This is a genomic window from Janthinobacterium tructae (assembly GCF_006517255.1).
Lineage (GTDB): Bacteria > Pseudomonadota > Gammaproteobacteria > Burkholderiales > Burkholderiaceae_D > Janthinobacterium > Janthinobacterium tructae.
In genome coordinates, this window is sequence record NZ_CP041185.1 from 3,883,239 (window position 1) to 3,901,894 (window position 18,656).

Annotated in this window: 19 protein-coding genes; 11 read left to right on the forward strand and 8 right to left on the reverse strand. The window is 60.8% G+C overall.

Translation table 11 applies throughout. The features are described 5' to 3' along the window. Nucleotides 1-2 precede the first annotated feature (2 nt). From FJQ89_RS17010 to FJQ89_RS17035, 6 genes are all read left to right on the forward strand, one after another. On the forward strand, nt 3-617 hold the full coding sequence (locus FJQ89_RS17010; protein ID WP_141171022.1) for an ABC-type transport auxiliary lipoprotein family protein: 615 nt from the start codon (nt 3-5) through the stop codon (nt 615-617). 10 nt (nt 618-627) lie between these two features. Then, nucleotides 628-1,815 carry a VanZ family protein gene (locus tag FJQ89_RS17015; RefSeq protein WP_141171023.1) on the forward strand — a complete coding sequence of 396 codons (1,188 nt, stop codon included), beginning with the start codon at nt 628-630 and terminating at the stop codon, nt 1,813-1,815. Nucleotides 1,816-1,855: 40 nt separating this feature from the next. Beyond that, a complete protein-coding gene (locus FJQ89_RS17020) occupies nt 1,856-2,173 on the forward strand; it encodes a (2Fe-2S) ferredoxin domain-containing protein (RefSeq protein WP_034781335.1) in 318 nt (105 codons plus the stop codon). 48 nt (nt 2,174-2,221) lie between these two features. Further along, nucleotides 2,222-2,875, forward strand: coding sequence for an alpha/beta hydrolase (locus tag FJQ89_RS17025; RefSeq protein ID WP_141171024.1), 654 nt, complete (start codon nt 2,222-2,224; stop codon nt 2,873-2,875). A gap of 114 nt (nt 2,876-2,989) precedes the next feature. Then, nucleotides 2,990-4,135, forward strand: a complete 1,146-nt coding sequence (locus FJQ89_RS17030; RefSeq protein ID WP_141171025.1) for a D-alanyl-D-alanine carboxypeptidase family protein — start codon at nt 2,990-2,992, stop codon at nt 4,133-4,135. A gap of 147 nt (nt 4,136-4,282) precedes the next feature. Continuing rightward, nucleotides 4,283-5,209, forward strand: a complete 927-nt coding sequence (locus FJQ89_RS17035) for an aldo/keto reductase (protein ID WP_141171026.1) — start codon at nt 4,283-4,285, stop codon at nt 5,207-5,209. On the opposite strand, the gene pssA is transcribed toward FJQ89_RS17035, so the two are convergent. Next, nucleotides 5,206-5,976, reverse strand: coding sequence for a CDP-diacylglycerol--serine O-phosphatidyltransferase (gene pssA / locus FJQ89_RS17040; protein WP_168208581.1), 771 nt, complete (start codon nt 5,974-5,976; stop codon nt 5,206-5,208). The genes FJQ89_RS17035 and pssA overlap by 4 nt on opposite strands. Nucleotides 5,977-6,214: 238 nt before the next feature. On the opposite strand from pssA, the gene FJQ89_RS17045 reads away from it, so the two are divergent. Together FJQ89_RS17045 and FJQ89_RS17050 are read left to right on the forward strand one after the other, a co-directional pair. Next, nucleotides 6,215-7,168 carry a CAP domain-containing protein gene (locus FJQ89_RS17045; protein WP_341474464.1) on the forward strand — a complete coding sequence of 318 codons (954 nt, stop codon included), beginning with the start codon at nt 6,215-6,217 and terminating at the stop codon, nt 7,166-7,168. A 93-nt stretch (nt 7,169-7,261) separates the two neighbouring features. Then, nucleotides 7,262-7,897: an Hpt domain-containing protein gene (locus FJQ89_RS17050; protein ID WP_071075110.1), complete on the forward strand. Its 636-nt coding sequence runs from the start codon at nt 7,262-7,264 to the stop codon at nt 7,895-7,897. A gap of 159 nt (nt 7,898-8,056) precedes the next feature. Here FJQ89_RS17050 and FJQ89_RS17055 read toward each other — a convergent pair whose 3' ends face one another. The 7 genes from FJQ89_RS17055 to rpmH all read right to left on the reverse strand — a co-directional run bounded on the left by FJQ89_RS17055 (nt 8,057) and on the right by rpmH (nt 12,831). After that, a complete protein-coding gene (locus tag FJQ89_RS17055) occupies nt 8,057-8,257 on the reverse strand; it encodes a hypothetical protein (protein WP_096238196.1) in 201 nt (66 codons plus the stop codon). A 92-nt stretch (nt 8,258-8,349) separates the two neighbouring features. Further along, on the reverse strand, nt 8,350-8,655 hold the full coding sequence (locus tag FJQ89_RS17060; RefSeq protein ID WP_141171027.1) for a hypothetical protein: 306 nt from the start codon (nt 8,653-8,655) through the stop codon (nt 8,350-8,352). Between the two features lie 10 nt (nt 8,656-8,665). Continuing rightward, a complete protein-coding gene (gene mnmE / locus FJQ89_RS17065) occupies nt 8,666-10,045 on the reverse strand; it encodes a tRNA uridine-5-carboxymethylaminomethyl(34) synthesis GTPase MnmE (RefSeq protein ID WP_141171028.1) in 1,380 nt (459 codons plus the stop codon). Between the two features lie 185 nt (nt 10,046-10,230). Further along, a complete protein-coding gene (yidC, locus tag FJQ89_RS17070) occupies nt 10,231-11,967 on the reverse strand; it encodes a membrane protein insertase YidC (RefSeq protein ID WP_141171029.1) in 1,737 nt (578 codons plus the stop codon). An 11-nt stretch (nt 11,968-11,978) separates the two neighbouring features. After that, on the reverse strand, nt 11,979-12,239 hold the full coding sequence (gene yidD, locus FJQ89_RS17075; RefSeq protein WP_010401993.1) for a membrane protein insertion efficiency factor YidD: 261 nt from the start codon (nt 12,237-12,239) through the stop codon (nt 11,979-11,981). Then, nucleotides 12,236-12,673: a ribonuclease P protein component gene (gene rnpA, locus FJQ89_RS17080; RefSeq protein ID WP_096238200.1), complete on the reverse strand. Its 438-nt coding sequence runs from the start codon at nt 12,671-12,673 to the stop codon at nt 12,236-12,238. The genes yidD and rnpA overlap by 4 nt, the downstream gene beginning before the upstream one ends. Nucleotides 12,674-12,696: 23 nt before the next feature. After that, nucleotides 12,697-12,831: a 50S ribosomal protein L34 gene (rpmH, locus tag FJQ89_RS17085; RefSeq protein ID WP_010401996.1), complete on the reverse strand. Its 135-nt coding sequence runs from the start codon at nt 12,829-12,831 to the stop codon at nt 12,697-12,699. Nucleotides 12,832-13,344: 513 nt separating this feature from the next. Between rpmH and dnaA the strand changes: the two genes are divergently transcribed. From dnaA to gyrB, 3 genes are all read left to right on the forward strand, one after another. Further along, nucleotides 13,345-14,739, forward strand: coding sequence for a chromosomal replication initiator protein DnaA (dnaA, locus tag FJQ89_RS17090; protein WP_034781304.1), 1,395 nt, complete (start codon nt 13,345-13,347; stop codon nt 14,737-14,739). Between the two features lie 149 nt (nt 14,740-14,888). Continuing rightward, complete coding sequence (dnaN, locus tag FJQ89_RS17095) at nt 14,889-15,995, forward strand: DNA polymerase III subunit beta (RefSeq protein WP_034754341.1); 1,107 nt, start codon at nt 14,889-14,891, stop codon at nt 15,993-15,995. 152 nt (nt 15,996-16,147) lie between these two features. Next, a complete protein-coding gene (gene gyrB / locus FJQ89_RS17100) occupies nt 16,148-18,646 on the forward strand; it encodes a DNA topoisomerase (ATP-hydrolyzing) subunit B (RefSeq protein WP_141171030.1) in 2,499 nt (832 codons plus the stop codon). The last annotated feature ends 10 nt before the right edge of the window (nt 18,647-18,656 follow it).

Sequence of the window (18,656 nt, forward strand, 5' to 3'; positions counted from 1 at the left end):
GCATGCCTATCCCACGCAAACTCAGCGCACTGATCCTGGCCGCCGCATTCCTGCTGGGCGGCTGCGCCAGCCGCGGCCCCGTGCCCACGTTTTACGATTTCGGCCCGGCAGCGCCGCAGGCGGCAGCACCAGCGGCGGCGCCAGCCGTGCCCGTGCTGGTGATCGCCGACGCCAACGGTCCTTCGTGGCTCGACAGCCAGCGCATGTATTACCGGCTGCTGTATGCCGACGCGCAGCAATCGCGCCCGTACGCCTACAACCGCTGGAACACGCCGCCGCTGCAACTGCTGAGCCAGCGCCTGAAAACGCGCGTGGCGCAGAGCGGCGTGAAAGTGCTGTCGACCACGGACGCGGCCGCCGGCATGCCCCTGCTGCGCATCGATGTCGATGATTTTTCGCAAAACTTTGATACGCAGACGCAGAGCAGCGGCCATGTGTCGCTGCGCGCCTCGCTGTTCCGCGGCCACCGCCTGATCGACCAGAAAACCTTCAGCCGCAGCGGACCGGCCGGCAGCGCCGATGCGCAGGGCGGCGCACAGGCGCTGGCGGCGGCCTCGGACGCCATCGCCGCCGACCTGCTGGCATGGCTGGGCACACTGAACCTGCCGAAAGAGTGACCGCAGCACGATGACCGACCCCGCAGCCTCCGCCAGCCCGCCCGCGCCACTGCCGCCCGCACGCTCGTCGCCCGTATCGCGCGCGACCCTGCTCGCCTACGTCTTCCTGATCGTCTACGCCAGCTGGTTCCCGTTCACGGGTTGGCACAGCAATGGCCTGTCGCCGCTGACTTTCCTGGAAAACACGCGCATGCCCCGTTACTGGACGGGCTTTGACGTGGGCATCAACGTCGTCGGCTACATTCCGCTGGGTGCGCTGATCGTGTATTCGCTGTTTCCAAGGATTACTGGTTTCTTTGCCGTCGTAATCGCCAGCCTGTGCGGTATGTTAATTTCCGGCAGCATGGAGGCCGTGCAAACCTATTTGCCCAGCCGCGTATCGTCGAATCTCGACTTTTATACGAACTCGGCCGGCTGCCTGATCGGTTCCATCATCGGCGCCCTGACGGCGCGCAAGCTGCTCGACCATAGCCATCTCTACCGGCTGCGCCAGCGCTGGTTTGCCCAGCACGCCAGCCAGGGACTGGTACTGGTGGCGCTGTGGCCGCTGGCGCAAATCTATCCGCAAGGCTACCTGTTCGGCCTGGGCCAGCTGCTGCCCATCCTGTCGGACTGGGCCTCCAGTCTGATGGGTATGGAGATCGACCTGGCCGCGTATCTGCGTCCCGATATGATATTAACTGTCGAGCAATACTGGCTATCAGAAACCATCATCACGGCCTGTGGCATGACAGGCGCCGTGCTCACTTTGCTATGCCTGCTGCGCCGCGCCGCGCCGCGTGCCGCGCTGATGCTGATCCTCATCGCCGCCGCCTTGATCGTGCGTTCGATGGCCAGCGCGCTGCTGTTTTCACCCGAAAACGCCTTCGTCTGGATCACGCCGGGTGCCCAGGGCGGCTTTTTGATCGGCCTGATCATGCTGGGCGGCCTGGCGTTCGCGCCGCATGTGGCGCAGCGCCGCATCGCGGCCGCCACCTTGCTGCTGAGCCTGGTGATGGTGAATACGACGCCGATCAACCCGTACTTCATGTCCACCTTGCAAGGCTGGGTACAAGGCAAGTTCCTGAACTTCAATGGCGCGGCGCAATTTTTGGCCTTGCTGTGGCCCTTCATGGCCCTGTGGTTCCTGTGCCTGCCCTCGCATCGTTTGAACCGGCAGGACGATGTACAGCGCCAGCGTCGCGAAGACCACCCATAAGCGTTATCATGACGCATTGATGATTCAGCAGGAGCATAGTATGAGCGACGCACCGTATTTTGAACGCCACGTTTTTTTCTGCATGAACAAACGTGAAGACGGCCGCAACAGTTGCGGCGACCATGGCGCGGAAGCGGCGCAAAAGCATTGCAAGCGCCGCATCAAGGAACTCGACATGAATGGCGCGGGCAAGATCCGCATCAACCAGGCCGGCTGCATGGACCGCTGCGAAGAAGGCCCATTGCTGGTCATCTACCCGGAAGCGACCTGGTACACCTATGTCGATACCAGCGATATCGACGAGATCATCGATACCCACCTGGTGGGCGGCAAGATCGTCGAACGCCTGAAAATCTAAGCCGCATATTTAATCTTAATTTAAGCCTACGCCACCAGTATGAGCATCATGAACAGAAACTCGGAAAAATTTACCCTCGCCGGCCATGCAGGCAGCATGGAAGGCTTGCTCGATTTCCCGGCAGACACCCCGCGCGGCATCGCCCTCGTTGCCCATCCGCACCCGCTGTACGGCGGCACGATGGATAACAAGGTCACGCAAACCCTGGCGCGCGCGTTTGTCGCCCTCGGCTACGTGGTGGCGCGCATCAACTTCCGCGGCGTGGGCGCCTCCGAAGGCGTGCATGACCATGGCGTGGGCGAGACGGACGACATGCAATTGCTGTATGAACACATGCGCGGCCTGTATCCGGGCTTGCCCGTGGCCTTGTCCGGCTTCTCGTTCGGTACCTTCGTGCAATCGAAACTGCAGGAACGCCTGGCCGCCGTCGGCACGCCCGTCGAGCGCCTGGCGCTGATCGGCAGCGCGGCCGGCAAATGGGCCATGGCCGACATTCCCGCCGACAGCATTTTGATCCACGGCGAACTGGACGACACGATTCCCCTGTCCGCCGTCTTCGACTGGGCCCGTCCACAAGACATTCCCGTGATCGTGATCCCCGGCGCCGACCACTTTTTCCACCGCAAGCTCAACCACATCAAGAACCTCGTGATTGCGCTGTGGCATGGTGACAAACCCGCAATAGCAGCAGATGATCATTGAAGTGTGGGCTTACTACCGCCTCCACGGCTATAATTGATCCGTTTTTTCCACGCGGCCATGTAAAGTAGCAACAACATGGCCCTCAGCCTTCATCTTTTTCGCAGACCAGCCTCCATGAAAAAACTCTTAGCGGCACTGGCCTCCAGTGTACTTTTCCTATCCGCCGCCTTCGCCCAGAGCGTTCCAGCCCCGACCATCGCCGCCAAGTCCTGGCTGTTGCTTGATGCCACCAGTGGCCAGATCATTGCTTCGCAAGATCCGGACGCGCGCATCGAACCGGCATCGTTGACCAAGATCATGACGGCTTACCTGACGTTTGCCGCCATCCGCGAAAAGAAACTGGCGCTGGACCAAAAAGTGAACGTCTCCGTGCGCGCCTGGAAAGTCGATTCGAGCAGCTCGAAGATGTTCATCGACCCGGCCACGCCCGTGTCGATCGACGACTTGCTGCATGGCCTGATGATTCAATCGGGTAACGACGCCGCCGTGGCGCTGGCTGAAGCCGTTGCCGGCGATGAAGGCACGTTCGTCGTGCTGATGAACCGCGAAGCGCAACGCATGGGCCTGAAAAACACGCGTTTTGCCAATCCGCATGGCTTGCCTAGCCCCGATAACTATTCCACCGCACAAGACTTGTCCGTGCTGGCCAAGCGCGTGATCGCCGACTATCCGGAATTCTACAAAATCGATTCCGTGAAAAGCTTTACGTACAACAAGATCACCCAGCCTAACCGCAACCGCCTGCTGTGGCTGGACCCAACCGTCGATGGCATGAAGACGGGCCACACGGAAGCGGCCGGCTATTGCATGATCGCTTCGGCCCGCCGTCCGGGCGGCACCGGCGAGCGCCGCCTGATTTCCGTGGTGCTGGGCACCACCTCCGACCAGGCCCGTACGCAGGAAAGCCAGAAGCTGCTGAACTGGGGCTTCCAGAACTTCGATACGGTCAAGCTGTACTCGAAAGGCCAGGCCGTGGCCACGCCGGAAGTGTGGAAGGGCTCGAAAGGCACCGTGAAAATCGGTTTTGCCCGCGACGTGCTCGTCACCGTGCCAAAAGGCATGGCTGCCAAGATGAAACCTGTGCTGGAACGCAAGGACCCGCTGGTCGCGCCTCTGGCCGAAAACGCCCCTGTCGGCAAACTGAAAATGATGGTCGACGACAAGGTTCTGCTGGAACTGCCTGTCGTGGCGCTGGAAACCATCAACCAAGCCACGATCTTCGGCCGCGCCTGGGATTCGATGCGTCTGTGGATGAAGTAATTCGTTCTCGTACGCCATAAAAAATGCCCGCAGATGCTGCGGGCATTTTTTTCGTCTGTCTCGCCGCCGCTTTCTCCACAGCATGCTGTAGCGTAGCTGGCTATAATCGTAGGGTATCCCTTCACACCACCATCAGAAAGCCAGCCCATGAGCCATGTATTTCCCGCCAGCCTGCAAGCACCGCGCAGCCGTTTGAGTGCCAACGGCCCCGAACTGTCGCGCATCGTCGCCGGCATGTGGCGCATCGGCGAGTGGAATATGTCGGCGCAGCAGCGCCTGGCCTTCATCGAGCAATGCCTGGCGCTGGGCGTCTCGAGTTTCGACCATGCCGATATCTATGGCGATTACAGCGCCGAAGGGCTATTTGGCGAAGCGCTGGCCCTGCAGCCGGGCTTGCGCGACAAGATGGAGCTGGTCAGCAAATGCGGCATCAAGCTGCTCTCGCCGCACCGTCCCGGCCATGCCATCCAGCATTACGACACGAGCGCGGCGCACATCACCAGCTCCGTGGAACAGACCTTGCGCCAGCTGCACACGGACCGCCTGGACTTGCTGCTGATCCACCGTCCCGACCCGCTGATGGATTTCGACGAGATCGCCGGCGCCTTCACGCAATTGAAAGCGGCGGGCAAGGTGCTGCACTTTGGCGTATCGAATTTCAGCCGCCACCAGTTCGAGTGCCTGCACCGGCGTTTCCCGCTGGTCACGAACCAGGTGGAATGCTCGCCGCTGCACGTGGCGCCCCTGTTCGACGAAACCTTCGACGGCTTGCAAGACATGGGAGTGGCGCCGATGATCTGGTCGCCGCTGGCCGGCGGCCGGCTGTTCCAGGGTGGCGATGCGAATGTGGAGAACTTGCGCAATGTCATCAAGCAGATCGCCGACCAGCTGCAGCGCCCGTTTGCCAGTGTGGTGTTTGCCTGGATCATGCAATTGCCTTGCCGCCCCCTGCCGCTGACGGGCACGGGACGCATCGAAGCCGTCGGCGTGGCAGTGGAAGGCACGCAGTTCACACTCAGCCGCAGCGACTGGTTCGCCATCCTGCGCGCCGCACGCGGGCACGAGGTGGCTTAGTCTATTTCATCCGGGTCGTTGAAAACCTGGGGAAGCGCAATACCGCGCCAGCCCAGATACCACGCCAGGTTCAGCGCCAGGGTGGCGGCAATATAGACGGCGAAGAACAGCGCAAAGAAACTGGTCTTCAGCCACACCAGCAGGGCGATGGCGACGATCAGCACCAGCAGCGCGGCCAGGCTTTTCTTTTGCTTGGAGCTGGGGAAACGCAAGGTCGACACCATCAGGCTGCCCACGCCGACGAGCAGCAGCATCAGCAGATAGCTGTGCAGCATGGAATCGATGGGCGCCGGCCAGGCCACCACCACTGCCGCCACGCAGGCGGCACCGGCCGTGATCGGCATGCCGACAAAATACAGCGGATCGGTACGCCCCACGTTCACGTTGAAGCGCGCCAGGCGCATGGCACCGCAGGCGACGAAGAAGAAGCTGGCCATGCCGCCAAAGCGCAGCAGCAGCGGATCGTGCACGCCCATCTGCACAAAACCATAGCAGTACAACAAGACTGCAGGGGCACAGCCGAAATTCATCACGTCGGCGATGGAATCGAGCTGCACGCCGAACTGCGAACTGGTGTTTGTCAGGCGCGCCACATAGCCGTCGAGCGCGTCGAACACACCAGCCAGCACCAGCAGCGCTGCCGCCAGGCGGTAGGCATCCGCGTCGCCCACCGGGGCGTTATCGACGGAAATGACGATGCTGGCAAAGCCGCAGGCTATCGACAGCAAAGTCACCATGCTGGGCAAGGCGTATTTGGCGCGCTGCAGGCGCGACTTGGGCAAGGTGTTCAAATTATGGGCAATCAAAGTAGCGGGAATGAGGCAATGCAGCGGCAAACGCTGCGCTGCGCTCATTCTACCCTGCGCAGCTGCGGGAGCGTCCGCGCACGAGCTTGCGACATATCTTTTCATGGATGCTCTACGGCAGATCAAAATGCCTTAGAATCGTTTCACCGGGCAGCACGCCTGCCCCCACCTCTGTCCGCCCACCTATACAGGAGTCAACTTGATTGTCTCGTCACTGCGTTGGAAACGCTGGATACCCGCCCTGCTGAGCGCAGCCCTGTTGAGCGCCTGTGGCGGAGGCAGCAGCGACAGCAGCAATGTTGCACAAAACACCTCGACCCCGGCCGGGCTGCTAGTACAGGAACCGGGCGCTCCCGCCCTCAGCAACAATATTGCCACCGATGGTTTCAACTGGTTCAACTACCGGCGCAGCCAGATCGGCCTGTCGCCACTGGCGCGCAACGGCTTGATCGACAGCGCTGCCCTGGGCCATTCCAGCTATCTGAATCTCAACAATACGGTGGCGCACGAACAGGTGCTGGGCAAGCCCGGCTTTACCGGCGTCACACTGGGCGATCGGCTGGCCAAGGCCGGCTACGTCGTCACGTCGCTGCAGGGCGAAGTCATCGCCGGCGCCAGCAACACGTCCGGTTTTTACCTGGCCGAAGAACTGGTCACGGCCATCTATCACCGCTTCGTCATTTTCGAGCCGCTCTTCAGGGAAGGTGGCGCGGGTGCGGCTGTCAGTGGCGCCGGCTACGCGTATTTCACCACCGACCTGGCAAGCAACCGCAACTATGGCCCCGGGCTGCCGGCGGCGCAAATCGTCACCTATCCCTTCAGCGGGCAGCTGAAGGTAGCCGCCAGTTTTTCCAGCGATAACGAAACGCCCGATCCCGTGCCGAACCAGGATGTGGTCGGCTACCCGATCAGTGTGCATGCCAACTACGGCACGCCAGTCAGCGTGACGGCGTTCAGCGTGCGCCAGCGCGGCGCCGGCGCGGACCTGGCGGTGCGCCTGCTCACCAGCGGCAACGATGCGCATACGCCGGTCTCGGCCGCATCCATCATTCCGCTGGCGCCCCTGAGCGCGAACACCAGCTATGACGTGAGTTTCATCGGCAAAGTCAATGGCGCGGACATCACGCGCAGCTGGTCATTCAGCACGCGCTAGCGTGGCAAGCGGGCGCGGTGTTGAGCACGACAGGATGTAAAATAGTACTTTCTGCTTTACGACAGTGACAAGTTTTGGGGCTCTCTGCACAGCATGCTGAAACCACACGCCACTTGCGATGATGATGCCGCCGTAGCGGCATCCGACATGGTCCGTATTCTCGATGTCGAGAACGGACTGGGCCGCATCATGGGCGACCGCATCCTGTACCTGAAAATCCTGCGCCGCTTCCTGCATGACCACGGCACCACGCCGTGCCAGATCCGCGCCGAATTCGATACCGGCAACTATGCTTCCGCGCGCCTGAAGGCGCATACCCTGAAAGGCGCCGCCGGCATGATCGGTGCACGCCACGTGCACGGCCTGGCGACAACCCTGGAGTCGGCACTGCGTGCACAGGCGCCCGACCTGGCCCAACAGATGCTGCAGCTGGAACTGGCGCAGGATCAATTGCTCGGCGCAGTCAGCAGCATGCTGGGCACGCCGGAGACCACCCACACGGCGGCGCAAGACGTGGCGCCCGACCCGGCCGCGCCCGCCATCCAGCTGCTGCTGGCGCGCCTGGCCAGCCATCTGCGCGAAGGCGATGGCGCGGCCATCGACATCCTGGAAAACTCGGCCAGCCTGCTGGCCGCCAGCCTCGGTGTGCACGTCTACCAGGAAGTGGCGGCCGCTGCGCATGAGTTCGACTTTGACGGCGCGCTGGCGGCGCTGCTGCGGCGTCGCTAACGCTCAGCCCACTACCGCTCAGCTGCTGTACTGCGCCTCTTCCGCATACGCCACGCCACAACTCTTGCAACAGAAACGGCGCACGGCATCAAGCGGCTTGTCGGAGTACCAGCAATTCACACCCTATGGCGGCGCCGCTAGCGCTCAGCCCGCTACCACTCAGCTGTTGTACTGCGCCTCTTCCGCATACGCCACGCCACAACTCTTGCAACAGAAACGGCGCACGGCATCGAGTGGCTTGTCGCAATACCAGCACGCGCCTTTCGGCGGCAAGGAGGCGATCAATTCCGGCATGGCGGGCAGTGGTCGTGCCACTACCTCATCCTCGCATTCCACGACATCCGGCTGTTTGCTGTCCATGGCGCTTCCTTTCCTAGCGGCACTTCAAGGCCGCTCAGCAAGATTACGTCAGCGCAGTTTGGACTTCATGACATTTCTCAACGGCGCAGATGCTAGCCTTGCTTCCGATAGCTGCGCACCGCGTCATTAGCCTGTTCGTCTATAATTTTTTGCCACTTCGGCTGTCCCACATACTTGGTGGACAGCCGTTTCCACTGCTTCTGCGCCTGGCCGCACGATTGCTCGACGGCTTGCGTGATTTCGCGCTGGCGCGCCTTGTCGTGCTCATCCCATTCGCCTGCAAAATGCTCGCACATCTCGGCGTTCTCGACGAACCGGGCCACGTCGCGCGGCGGTTTTTCCTGGGCGCCAGCCAGCATAGGCAGGCAGGCCAGCATGAAAGCGAGCACAAGCTTCATCAACCTCTCCTTACTTGCCGATGCAGAAACGGCTGAAGATCACGCCCAGCAAATCGTCAGGTGAAAATTCGCCCGTGATGCTCGACAGCTGCACCTGCGCCAGGCGCAGCTCTTCGGCGAACAGGTCCAGCGACTGGTCATCCTGCGCCGCGTGCGCGGCGGCGATGTCCAGGTGCTTGCCGGCCGACTTGAGCGCGATCAAATGGCGTTCGCGCGCCAGGTACAGCGATTCGCCCGTCTGCTGCCAGCCCGCGATGCGCAACAGCTCGGCGCGCAGCAAGTCGATGCCGATGTGCTCGTGCGCCGACAGATACACGTGCGTGGCATCCGGCAAGGCATCCACGCCGGGCTTGTGGCCAGAGAGATCAATCTTGTTCCAGACGCGCACCACGGGCACGCCTTCGGGGAAGGCGGCGACGATGCTTTCATCGGCCAGGGTGGGGCCATGGTCGGCATCCAACAGGTGCAGGATGACGTCGGCCTTGCCGATTTCGCCCCAGGTGCGCTCGATGCCGATGCGCTCGACGGCATCGATGGTGTCGCCCGCGCTGCGGATGCCGGCCGTGTCGATGATGTTGAGCGGAATGCCCTCGATCTGGATGGTTTCGCTGACCTTGTCGCGCGTGGTGCCGGCGATCGGCGTGACAATCGCCACATCGGCGCCCGCCAGCGCGTTCAGCAAGGATGACTTGCCCACGTTCGGCTGGCCGGCCAGCACGACATTGAGACCTTCGCGCAGCAGTGCGCCCTGCGCCGCCTGCGCAAACACTTTATTCAGCGCTTCGATGACGGCCTTCAATTGGCCGCGCGCGTTCGATTTTTCCAGGAAATCGATTTCCTCTTCCGGGAAATCCAGGGTCGCCTCGACCAGCATCCGTAAACCCGTCACCTGCTCCACCAGCGCGTGGATCGTTTTCGAGAACGCGCCCGACAGCGATTGCGAGGCAGACTTGGCGGCCGCTTCCGTGGACGCGTCGATCAGGTCGGCCACGGCTTCGGCTTGCGCCAGATCCAGCTTGTCATTCAAAAAGGCGCGGCGCGTGAATTCGCCCGGCTCGGCCAGGCGCAAGCCGTTGTCCTTGCCCGCTTCGAGCACGCGCGCCAGCAGCAGCTGCAACACGATGGGGCCGCCATGGCCCTGCAATTCCAGCACGTCTTCGCCCGTGTACGAATGCGGGCCCTTGAAGTGGATGACAATGCCCTGGTCGATGATGCTGCCATCGGCTTCCGTGAATGGTAAATAGGTGGCGTGGCGCGGTTTGAGTTGCTGCGCGCCGAACAGGGCCGTCATCAAAGGAACGAGGTTTTTGCCGGAGGCGCGTACCACGCCGATGCCGCCGCGCCCTGGGGCGGTGGCGATGGCGGCGATAGGGGAAGAGTCGAGTTTCATGGGGATATTGTAATAGGTACGGCAAGGGAAGGTGCAGCAACGTAGGTCGGCTTAGCGCGCAGCGCGTAAGCCGACGCAGCAGACGCTGGCGATAGTGTCGGATTACGCGTGGCCTTGCCACGCTAATCCGACCTACAAGAATTAAAAAGCCCGCACTAGGCGGGCTTTTACTTCGCTCCCCCTGCTTACACAGTGGACGGCGCGTATTTCTTGGTGATCACCCATTGCTGGCCGATCGACAGGACGTTGTTGACGACCCAGTAGAGTACCAGGCCCGACGGGAAGAAGAAGAACATCACCGAGAATGCCAGCGGCATGAACAGCATCATCTTCGCTTGCATCGGATCGGCTGGGGCCGGGTTCAGCTTGGTCGTGATGTACATCGAGATCGCGTACAGCACGGGCAGGATGCACCATGGGTCATGCTGGGCCAGGTCGGTGATCCAGCCTATCCATGGCGCACCGCGGATTTCCACGGATGCGTTCAATACCCAGTACAGGGCGATAAAGACGGGCATCTGGATCAGGATCGGCAGGCAGCCGCCCAGCGGATTGATCTTTTCCGTCTTGTACAGCTCCATCGTGGCCTGGTTCATCTTTTGCGGATCGCCTTTGTAGCGCTCGCGGATCGCTTGCATCTTCGGCGTGACCAGTTTCATCTTGGCCATGCTGCGGTAGCCGGCGGCCGACAGGGGGAAGAACGCCAGCTTGATCAGGATCGTGAAGGCGATGATGGTCCAGCCCCAGTTACCCAGCACGCTGTGGATGTGTTCCATGACCCAGAAGATCGGCTTGGCGATGATGGTCAGCCAGCCGTAATCCTTGACCAGTTCCAGGCCAGGCGATACCGATTCCAGCAGATGCGCGATTTGCGGACCCGAGTACAGCTTGCTGTCCATGCTGGCCGTGGCGCCTGGCGCCAGGGTAGGCAATGGCAACACGTTGCCGATGGCGTACAGATTGGTGCCGACCTTCTTGGTGAAGATGTCGCGCTTGACGTTCTCTGGCGGAACGAAAGCCGACACGAAGAAGTGTTGCGAAATCGCAAACCAGCCGCCATTCGCCGTGGCCGGATGCAGGCCCTTCATGGCGTTGTCGTTGCCCTTCTTCTCGTCTTCCAAGGCGGCTTTTTCGATCTTCTCGAACGTCAGCTTCTGGTACTTGTCTTGCGGCGTGTACAGGGTCGGACCCGTGAAGCTGCTGTTGAAGAACGAGTCGCCGACCGGCTTGTTGCCATCATGCGTCAGTTGCAGATACAGCTGCGGCGTGACAGGCGCCGCGCCCACGTTGGCCACGTCGTGGCGCACGTCGATGACGTAGTCGCCGCGCTTGAACGTAAACGTCTTGGTCAGCTTGACGCCGCCTTCGACCGCTTCCATCACCAGTTGCACTTGCTTGCCGTCACCGATGGTGCGCACGCCAGGCTGCACGGTGAAACCGCTCGCATGGGTAGGGAACGGACCGCCGACCAGGCCCGATTGCGCCAGGTAGGTGTGGTTCGCGCCTTCGTCGAACAGCACTTCGTTTTGCTTGCCTTCGTCAGGCTGGCACCATTTGAACAGGCCGAAGCAGCCGCCGAACCAGCCCGGATTGCCCGCGCCCTTGAACTTCAGCAATTCCAGACGCTTGACCTGGCCGCCCAGGGTGTCGATGTCGACCTTGATGACGTCGGTAGTGATGGTAATCACTTCGCGCTTGAACGCGGCGGGATCGACAGCCTCACCCGGCAGGGCAGGCACGCCTGCCGCAGCCGAGGCAGCCAGGGCATCTGTCTTGGCAGGGGTCGCAGGCGCCTTGGCGGTTTGTTCCGTGTTCGCGGAGAACATCGACGGCTTGCCGTTCGAGATCATCCATTCGTTCCAGAGAATTACCAGCGAGACGGAAAACACGATCCACAGGATGGTACGTTTATTGATATCCATTAGGGTATTTGTCAGGAGTGGTTGCAACCGCAAGCGGTCGTTGAAGATTGTTTGCAATCGGCCGGCGGCACCGGGTCGACGCCCCCTTCATTCCAGGGGTGGCAACGGCACAGCCGCTTGGCAGCCAGCAGGCTGCCCTTGGCAGTACCGTGCACGCGCAGCGCTTCCATCGCGTAATGCGAACAGCTCGGATAGAAACGGCAATTCTGTCCCAGCATGGGGCTGATCAGCAACTGATAAGCGCGCAGCAGGAACAGCAGCAGGGTTTTCATGGCGCGGACGGTGGTGGCGCAGCAACAGAACGGGCCTGGGCGGCGATTTGCGCCGCGAACAGGCGGCCCAATTCTTCACGCAGCTCGGCTTTGAGCTTGGTCGTGGTGGCCGGGCCATCCTTGCTGTTGACGGCGCGCGACAAACGCACCACGCAGTCGACCGGCGGCATCGCACTGTTGCGAAACAGCTCGCGCGTGACGCGCTTGATCGTGTTGCGGGTCGCCGCGCGTGGCGCGAAACGCTTCGCCACAACGACGCCCAGCCGCGCATGCGGCAATTGATTGTGTCGGGTGTACAGCACAAAATGCGCTGTTTTTTGCGAAGGGCGCAAACGAAAAACGGATGAAAATTCATCCGTTTTAACGATACGCCGAACGCGCGCGAAGTCGTGTGAACCTTCGCGTTGATTGCCGACTGGAGTACAGCTAGCCACGCGATCAGCTGTCAACGACAAGCCTATACGGCCAGACGTTTGCGGCCCTTTGCGCGACGTGCGTTGAGCACATCACGGCCACCACGGGTAGCCATACGAGCGCGGAAGCCGTGCGTACGCTTGCGGCGAACGACGGAAGGTTGGTAAGTACGTTTCATGTTGGTCTCGCTAAAAACAAAAAAAATGCAAAATCGGGTCTGACGTCCCGTCAGTTTTTGGTGCCAATGACAATCGCGCACTTATGCCAAGGCACAAGCTGGCCAATCTCATCGCCCGCTTAATCCACGCTTAGTCCATATTGTCGTTCCAAATGAATAAACACGGAATACGGGCGGGGAACCCTGAATTATTCAGCATATGCCCCCCTCTTGTCAAGGATTGCCGTGATCGCCCGGAAATTTTCGCGCCGGAGGTCATCCGCCGGCACGCCCCCGCCACAGGCCGCGCCAGCACTGCCTGCATCGGGATAACCGGGGGATAAGTCACCTCTTATACACACGGCGCCCCACCCCGCCACAGAAAAATAACAGCCGTGCCTGTGGATAACTTTGGCAGTCGGGAGTAGAATAGCGCGTTACGTGTGGCGAGCCCTCGCGCGACGCCGGCCTTGCAACACGGTGAACGCAGGGCAGAATCGATACGCCCTCCCACACCTTTTCACATAGACATACATGGATAATTTCTGGCAGGCCTGTTCCGCGCAGTTGGAACTGGAGCTGACACCGCAACAATTCAGTGCGTGGATCAAACCGCTTATCCCTCTCGATTACGAAGAGGGCAAGCTGCGCATTGCTGCGCCCAATCGCTTCAAGCTCGATTGGGTCAAGACCCAGTTCGCCAGCCGCATCACTGCGCTGGCCATACAGTACTTCGAAGCGCCCACGGAAGTGCAGTTCGTGCTCGACCCGCGCCTGGCCCTGCCGAAGAAGCCCGTCACCGCCAGCACCCCGGCCAGCGATCCGAATGGCGGCGCGCCCAGCGCGCGCGCCGCGGAACCGCAGCCCAGCGTGCCGGAACTGAGCATCGGCGCGGCGCCGCGCCGCGAGCAGAGCCGCATCAACACCGACCTGACCTTCGACAGCTTCGTGACCGGCAAGGCCAACCAGCTGGCGCGCGCCGCCGCCATCCAGGTGGCGAACAATCCGGGCGTGTCATATAACCCGCTGTTCTTCTACGGCGGCGTCGGCCTGGGCAAGACCCACTTGATCCATGCCATCGGCAACCAGGTGATGGCCGACAATCCGGGGGCGAAGATCCGCTACATCCACGCAGAACAGTACGTTCGCGACGTAGTGACCGCTTACCAGCGCAAGGGTTTCGACGATTTCAAGCATTACTATCACTCGCTCGACATGCTGCTGATCGATGATATCCAGTTCTTTGGCGGCAAGAGCCGCACGCAGGAAGAGTTTTTCTATGCGTTCGAGGCATTAATTGCCGCAAAGAAACAGATCATCATCACCTCGGATACCTATCCGAAGGAAATCACGGGCATGGACGACCGCCTGATTTCGCGCTTCGACTCGGGCCTGACGGTGGCCATCGAACCGCCGGAACTGGAAATGCGCGTGGCGATCTTGCTGAAAAAAGCCAAGCAGGAAGGCGTGACCTTCTCCGACGACGTGGCTTTCTTTGTCGCCAAGCACTTGCGCTCGAACGTGCGCGAGCTCGAAGGCGCGCTGCGCAAAATTCTGGCGTACTCGCGTTTCCATGGCAAGGACATCACGATTGATATCGTCAAGGAAGCCTTGAAGGACTTGCTGTCGGTGCAGAACCGCCAGATTTCCGTGGAAAACATCCAGAAAACGGTGGCCGACTTCTTCAATATCAAGGTCGCCGACATGTATTCCAAGCGCCGACCCGCGAATATCGCCCGGCCGCGCCAGATCGCCATGTACCTGGCCAAGGAATTGACACAGAAGAGCCTGCCGGAAATCGGCGAGCTGTTCGGCGGCCGCGACCACACCACGGTGCTGCATGCCGTGCGCAAGATCGCGCTGGACCGCACCAAGAACCCGGAATGCAACCACGAATTGCATGTACTGGAGCAAACGTTGAAGGGCTAAGCACCATTTGGCAAGACTGGCTCAAAACGTGCTTTACCCTTATCATCTGGGAGGGCGCCGCAGCCGGTCTGTCGGGGCTCCCTATGGCAACAATTGTTAAATTAATACGTTAAACATCGTACTGTTCAACCTATACATTGAGGATAAATATGCAATTGGTCAAAACCACCCGAGATACCCTTCTCCGGCCACTGCAGATCGTGAGCGGTATTGTCGAGCGTCGGCACACTATGCCGATTCTGGCCAATATCCTCATCCGCAAAGACGGTGAAAATGTCTCCTTCCTGTCGACCGACACCGAAGTGCAGATCACCACGCACGCGGAAATCGGTTCCGGTGCGGACGTGACCGGCACCACCGTGGCCGCGCGCAAGCTGCTGGACATTTTGCGCGCCCTGCCCGAATCGGGCGACGTCACGATGACCCTGCTGAACAAGCGCCTGACCGTGCAAACGGGCAAGTCGCGCTTCGCCCTGCAAACCCTGGCAGCGGAAGAGTTTCCAACCGTGCAACAGGCGGAAAGCTACAACGCCAGCGTCACCCTGCCGCAGAAAACGCTGAAGCACCTGTTCAACATGGTGCATTTCTCGATGGCGCAGCAAGACATCCGCTATTACCTGAACGGCTTGCTGCTGGTTTTGGATGGCAATAATGTCATCGCCGTGGCCACCGACGGCCACCGCCTGGCGTTTTGCCAGGTCGCCACCGAGCAGACGTTCGCGCGCCAGGAAGTGATTATTCCGCGCAAGACCATCATCGAACTGCAGCGCCTGCTGGAAGAGAACGATGAGCCGGTGCAGCTGGACATCGCCGCCAATCAGGTGAAACTGACCTTTGCCGACATCGAGCTGATCTCGAAGCTGGTGGAAGGCAAGTTCCCCGACTACACGCGCGTGATTCCAAAAGGCTACAAAAACGACTTCACCATCGGCCGCGATGAACTGCTGCGCTCGCTGCAACGTGCCGCCATCATGACCAGCGACAAGTTCAAGGGCGTGCGCTGCATCATCACCCCGGGCAGCATGAAGATCAGCTCGACCAATGCGGACCAGGAAGAAGCCGTCGAAGAGCTGGAAATCGACTACGGCGGCGACTCCGTCGACATCGGCTTCAACGTGACGTATCTGCTGGACGTGCTGAACAACCTGAAATGCGAATACGTCAACATCGCGCTGGGCGACTCGAACTCGTCCGCACTCATCTCCATCCCTGACAATGCGGACTTCAAGTACGTTGTCATGCCGATGCGGATCTAAAGACCGCAGCCGTGACGTAGGTCGGATTAGCGCAGCGTAATCCGACATGCTGAGCGCCGTCTGTCGGGTTACGCCGTTCCGGCTAACCCGACCTACGGTCATCAGCCAGCAGCCCCGAATCAATCAGCAATCGTTATTTGAGAAAGCAGTCCATGTCCGAGAATCCACAAGACACCCCGATCCAGGCCAAAACGGAAGAATACGGCGCCTCCTCCATCCAGATCCTGGAAGGCCTGGAAGCCGTGCGCAAACGCCCGGGCATGTACATTGGCGACACCTCGGACGGCACCGGCTTGCACCATCTGGTATTCGAAGTGCTGGACAACTCCATCGATGAATCGCTGGCCGGCCACTGCACGGATATCCACGTCACCATCCACAGCGACAATTCGATCTCGATCACCGACAATGGCCGCGGCGTGCCGACCGGCCTGAAAATGGACGACAAGCACGATCCGAAGCGTTCGGCGGCGGAAATCGTCATGACCGAACTGCACGCGGGCGGCAAGTTCGACCAGAACTCGTATAAAGTTTCGGGCGGCTTGCACGGCGTGGGCGTGTCTTGCGTCAATGGCCTGTCGAAATTGCTGAAACTGACCATCCGCCGCGATGGCAAAGTGCATCACATGGAATTCGTGCGCGGCGTGCCGCAAGACCGCCAGATCGTCATGGTGGGCGACATCGCCACCTCGCCGATCAAGGTCATCGGCGAGACGGACAAGCGCGGTACCGACGTGCATTTCTGGGCCGATGAAGAGATTTTCACGCATGTCGAATTCCACTACGAAATCCTGGCCAAGCGCATCCGCGAACTGTCCTTCCTGAACAATGGCGTCAAGATCAAATTGTCCGACCAGCGCACGGGCAAGGAAGAAATCTTCGCCTTCGAAGGCGGCACGCGCGGCTTCGTCGAATACATCAACAAGGCCAAATCGGTCTTGCACCCGACCATTTTCCAGGCCACGGGCGAGCGCCTGTCGGACCAGGGCACGAACATCTCGGTCGACGTGTCGATGCAGTGGAACGATGCCTACAATGAACAGGTGCTGTGCTTTACGAATAACATCCCGCAACGCGACGGCGGCACCCACCTGACGGGCTTGCGTGCGGCCATGACGCGCGTGATCAACAAATACATCGATGAACACGAGTTCGCCAAAAAGGCGAAAGTGGAAATCAGCGGCGACGACATGCGCGAAGGCCTGACCTGCGTCTTGTCGGTCAAAGTACCGGAACCGAAATTCTCGTCGCAGACGAAAGACAAGCTGGTATCGTCCGAAGTGCGCGGCCCCGTCGAAGAGATCGTCGCCAAGACCCTGGCCGATTACCTGCAAGAAAAACCGAACGACGCCAAGATCATTTGCGGCAAGATCGTCGAAGCGGCACGCGCCCGTGAAGCGGCGCGCAAGGCCCGTGACTTGACGCGCCGCAAAGGCATCATGGATGGCCTGGGCCTGTCGGCCAAGCTGGCCGACTGCCAGGAAAAAGACCCGGCCCTGTGCGAACTGTACATCGTCGAGGGTGACTCGGCAGGTGGCTCGGCAAAACAGGGGCGCGACCGCAAGTTCCAGGCGATTCTGCCGCTGCGCGGTAAAGTGCTGAACGTGGAAAAAGCCCGTTTCGAGAAAATGCTGTCGTCCGAGCAGATCACCACCCTGATCGCCACCCTCGGCACCTCGATCGGACCGGACGAATTCAACGTCGAAAAGCTGCGCTACCACCGCATCATCATCATGACCGATGCGGACGTCGACGGCGCCCACATCCGTACCCTGCTGCTGACCCTGTTCTACCGCCAGATGCCGCAACTGGTCGAACGCGGCCACATCTACATCGCGCAACCGCCGCTGTACAAAGTGAAATCGGGCCGCGACGAGCGCTATCTGAAAGATGACGCCGAAGAAGCGAGCTACATGATGACGGTGGCGCTGAACACGGCCGTGCTGGTGCCGCGCACCGGCGCGGAAGGCATTTCCGGCGAGACGCTGACGGAACTGGTGCGCAAGTTCAACCTGTCGAACACCATCATGACGCGTCTGACGCGCGTCATCGACCGCGCTGCCCTGACGGCCATCATGACGGGCGTGCAGCTGGACCTGTCGACGCTGGACCTGGCGGAAACCTCCGCCCTGGCCCTGCAGACGGCCATCAACGACAGCGCCGTGCGCGTGCACGTGCGTTCCGACGATTTGTCGGAAAAACACATGCTGCGCGTCGAGCGCATGCACCACGGCAACATCAAAGTGACGGCCATCGACGCCGACTTCGTGCAAGGCCCGGACTACGCCGTGCTGGCCAACGGCGCCGCCACCTTCGAAGGCCTGATCGGCGAAGGCGCCTTCGTGCGCCGCGGCGAAGGCGAGCGCATGAAGGAAATCGCCGTGGTCGACTTCCACCAAGCCATGCAATGGCTGCGCGACGAAGCCGAACGCACCGTCTCGAAACAGCGCTACAAAGGTCTGGGCGAAATGAACCCGGACCAGCTGTGGGAAACCACGATGGACCCGACCGTGCGCCGCTTGTTGAAAGTGCAGATCGAAGACGCCATTGCGGCGGATCAGATCTTCACGACGTTGATGGGTGACGATGTGGAACCACGCCGTGCGTTCATTGAAAACAACGCGTTGCGCGCGGGAAATATTGACGTGTAAGCGTCACGCT

Bases quoted from the DNA above. Each gene is read 5' to 3' on its own strand.
- FJQ89_RS17010 (WP_141171022.1), top strand. From the start codon at position 3: ATGCCTATCCCACGCAAACTCAGCGCACTGATCCTGGCCGCCGCATTC.
- FJQ89_RS17015 (WP_141171023.1), top strand. From the start codon at position 628: ATGACCGACCCCGCAGCCTCCGCCAGCCCGCCCGCGCCACTGCCGCCC.
- FJQ89_RS17020 (WP_034781335.1), top strand. From the start codon at position 1,856: ATGAGCGACGCACCGTATTTTGAACGCCACGTTTTTTTCTGCATGAAC.
- FJQ89_RS17025 (WP_141171024.1), top strand. From the start codon at position 2,222: ATGAACAGAAACTCGGAAAAATTTACCCTCGCCGGCCATGCAGGCAGC.
- FJQ89_RS17030 (WP_141171025.1), top strand. From the start codon at position 2,990: ATGAAAAAACTCTTAGCGGCACTGGCCTCCAGTGTACTTTTCCTATCC.
- FJQ89_RS17035 (WP_141171026.1), top strand. From the start codon at position 4,283: ATGAGCCATGTATTTCCCGCCAGCCTGCAAGCACCGCGCAGCCGTTTG.
- FJQ89_RS17050 (WP_071075110.1), top strand. From the start codon at position 7,262: ATGCTGAAACCACACGCCACTTGCGATGATGATGCCGCCGTAGCGGCA.
- FJQ89_RS17055 (WP_096238196.1), bottom strand. From the start codon at position 8,257: ATGGACAGCAAACAGCCGGATGTCGTGGAATGCGAGGATGAGGTAGTG.
- FJQ89_RS17060 (WP_141171027.1), bottom strand. From the start codon at position 8,655: ATGAAGCTTGTGCTCGCTTTCATGCTGGCCTGCCTGCCTATGCTGGCT.
- mnmE (WP_141171028.1), bottom strand. From the start codon at position 10,045: ATGAAACTCGACTCTTCCCCTATCGCCGCCATCGCCACCGCCCCAGGG.
- yidC (WP_141171029.1), bottom strand. From the start codon at position 11,967: ATGGATATCAATAAACGTACCATCCTGTGGATCGTGTTTTCCGTCTCG.
- yidD (WP_010401993.1), bottom strand. From the start codon at position 12,239: ATGAAAACCCTGCTGCTGTTCCTGCTGCGCGCTTATCAGTTGCTGATC.
- rpmH (WP_010401996.1), bottom strand. From the start codon at position 12,831: ATGAAACGTACTTACCAACCTTCCGTCGTTCGCCGCAAGCGTACGCAC.
- dnaA (WP_034781304.1), top strand. From the start codon at position 13,345: ATGGATAATTTCTGGCAGGCCTGTTCCGCGCAGTTGGAACTGGAGCTG.
- dnaN (WP_034754341.1), top strand. From the start codon at position 14,889: ATGCAATTGGTCAAAACCACCCGAGATACCCTTCTCCGGCCACTGCAG.
- gyrB (WP_141171030.1), top strand. From the start codon at position 16,148: ATGTCCGAGAATCCACAAGACACCCCGATCCAGGCCAAAACGGAAGAA.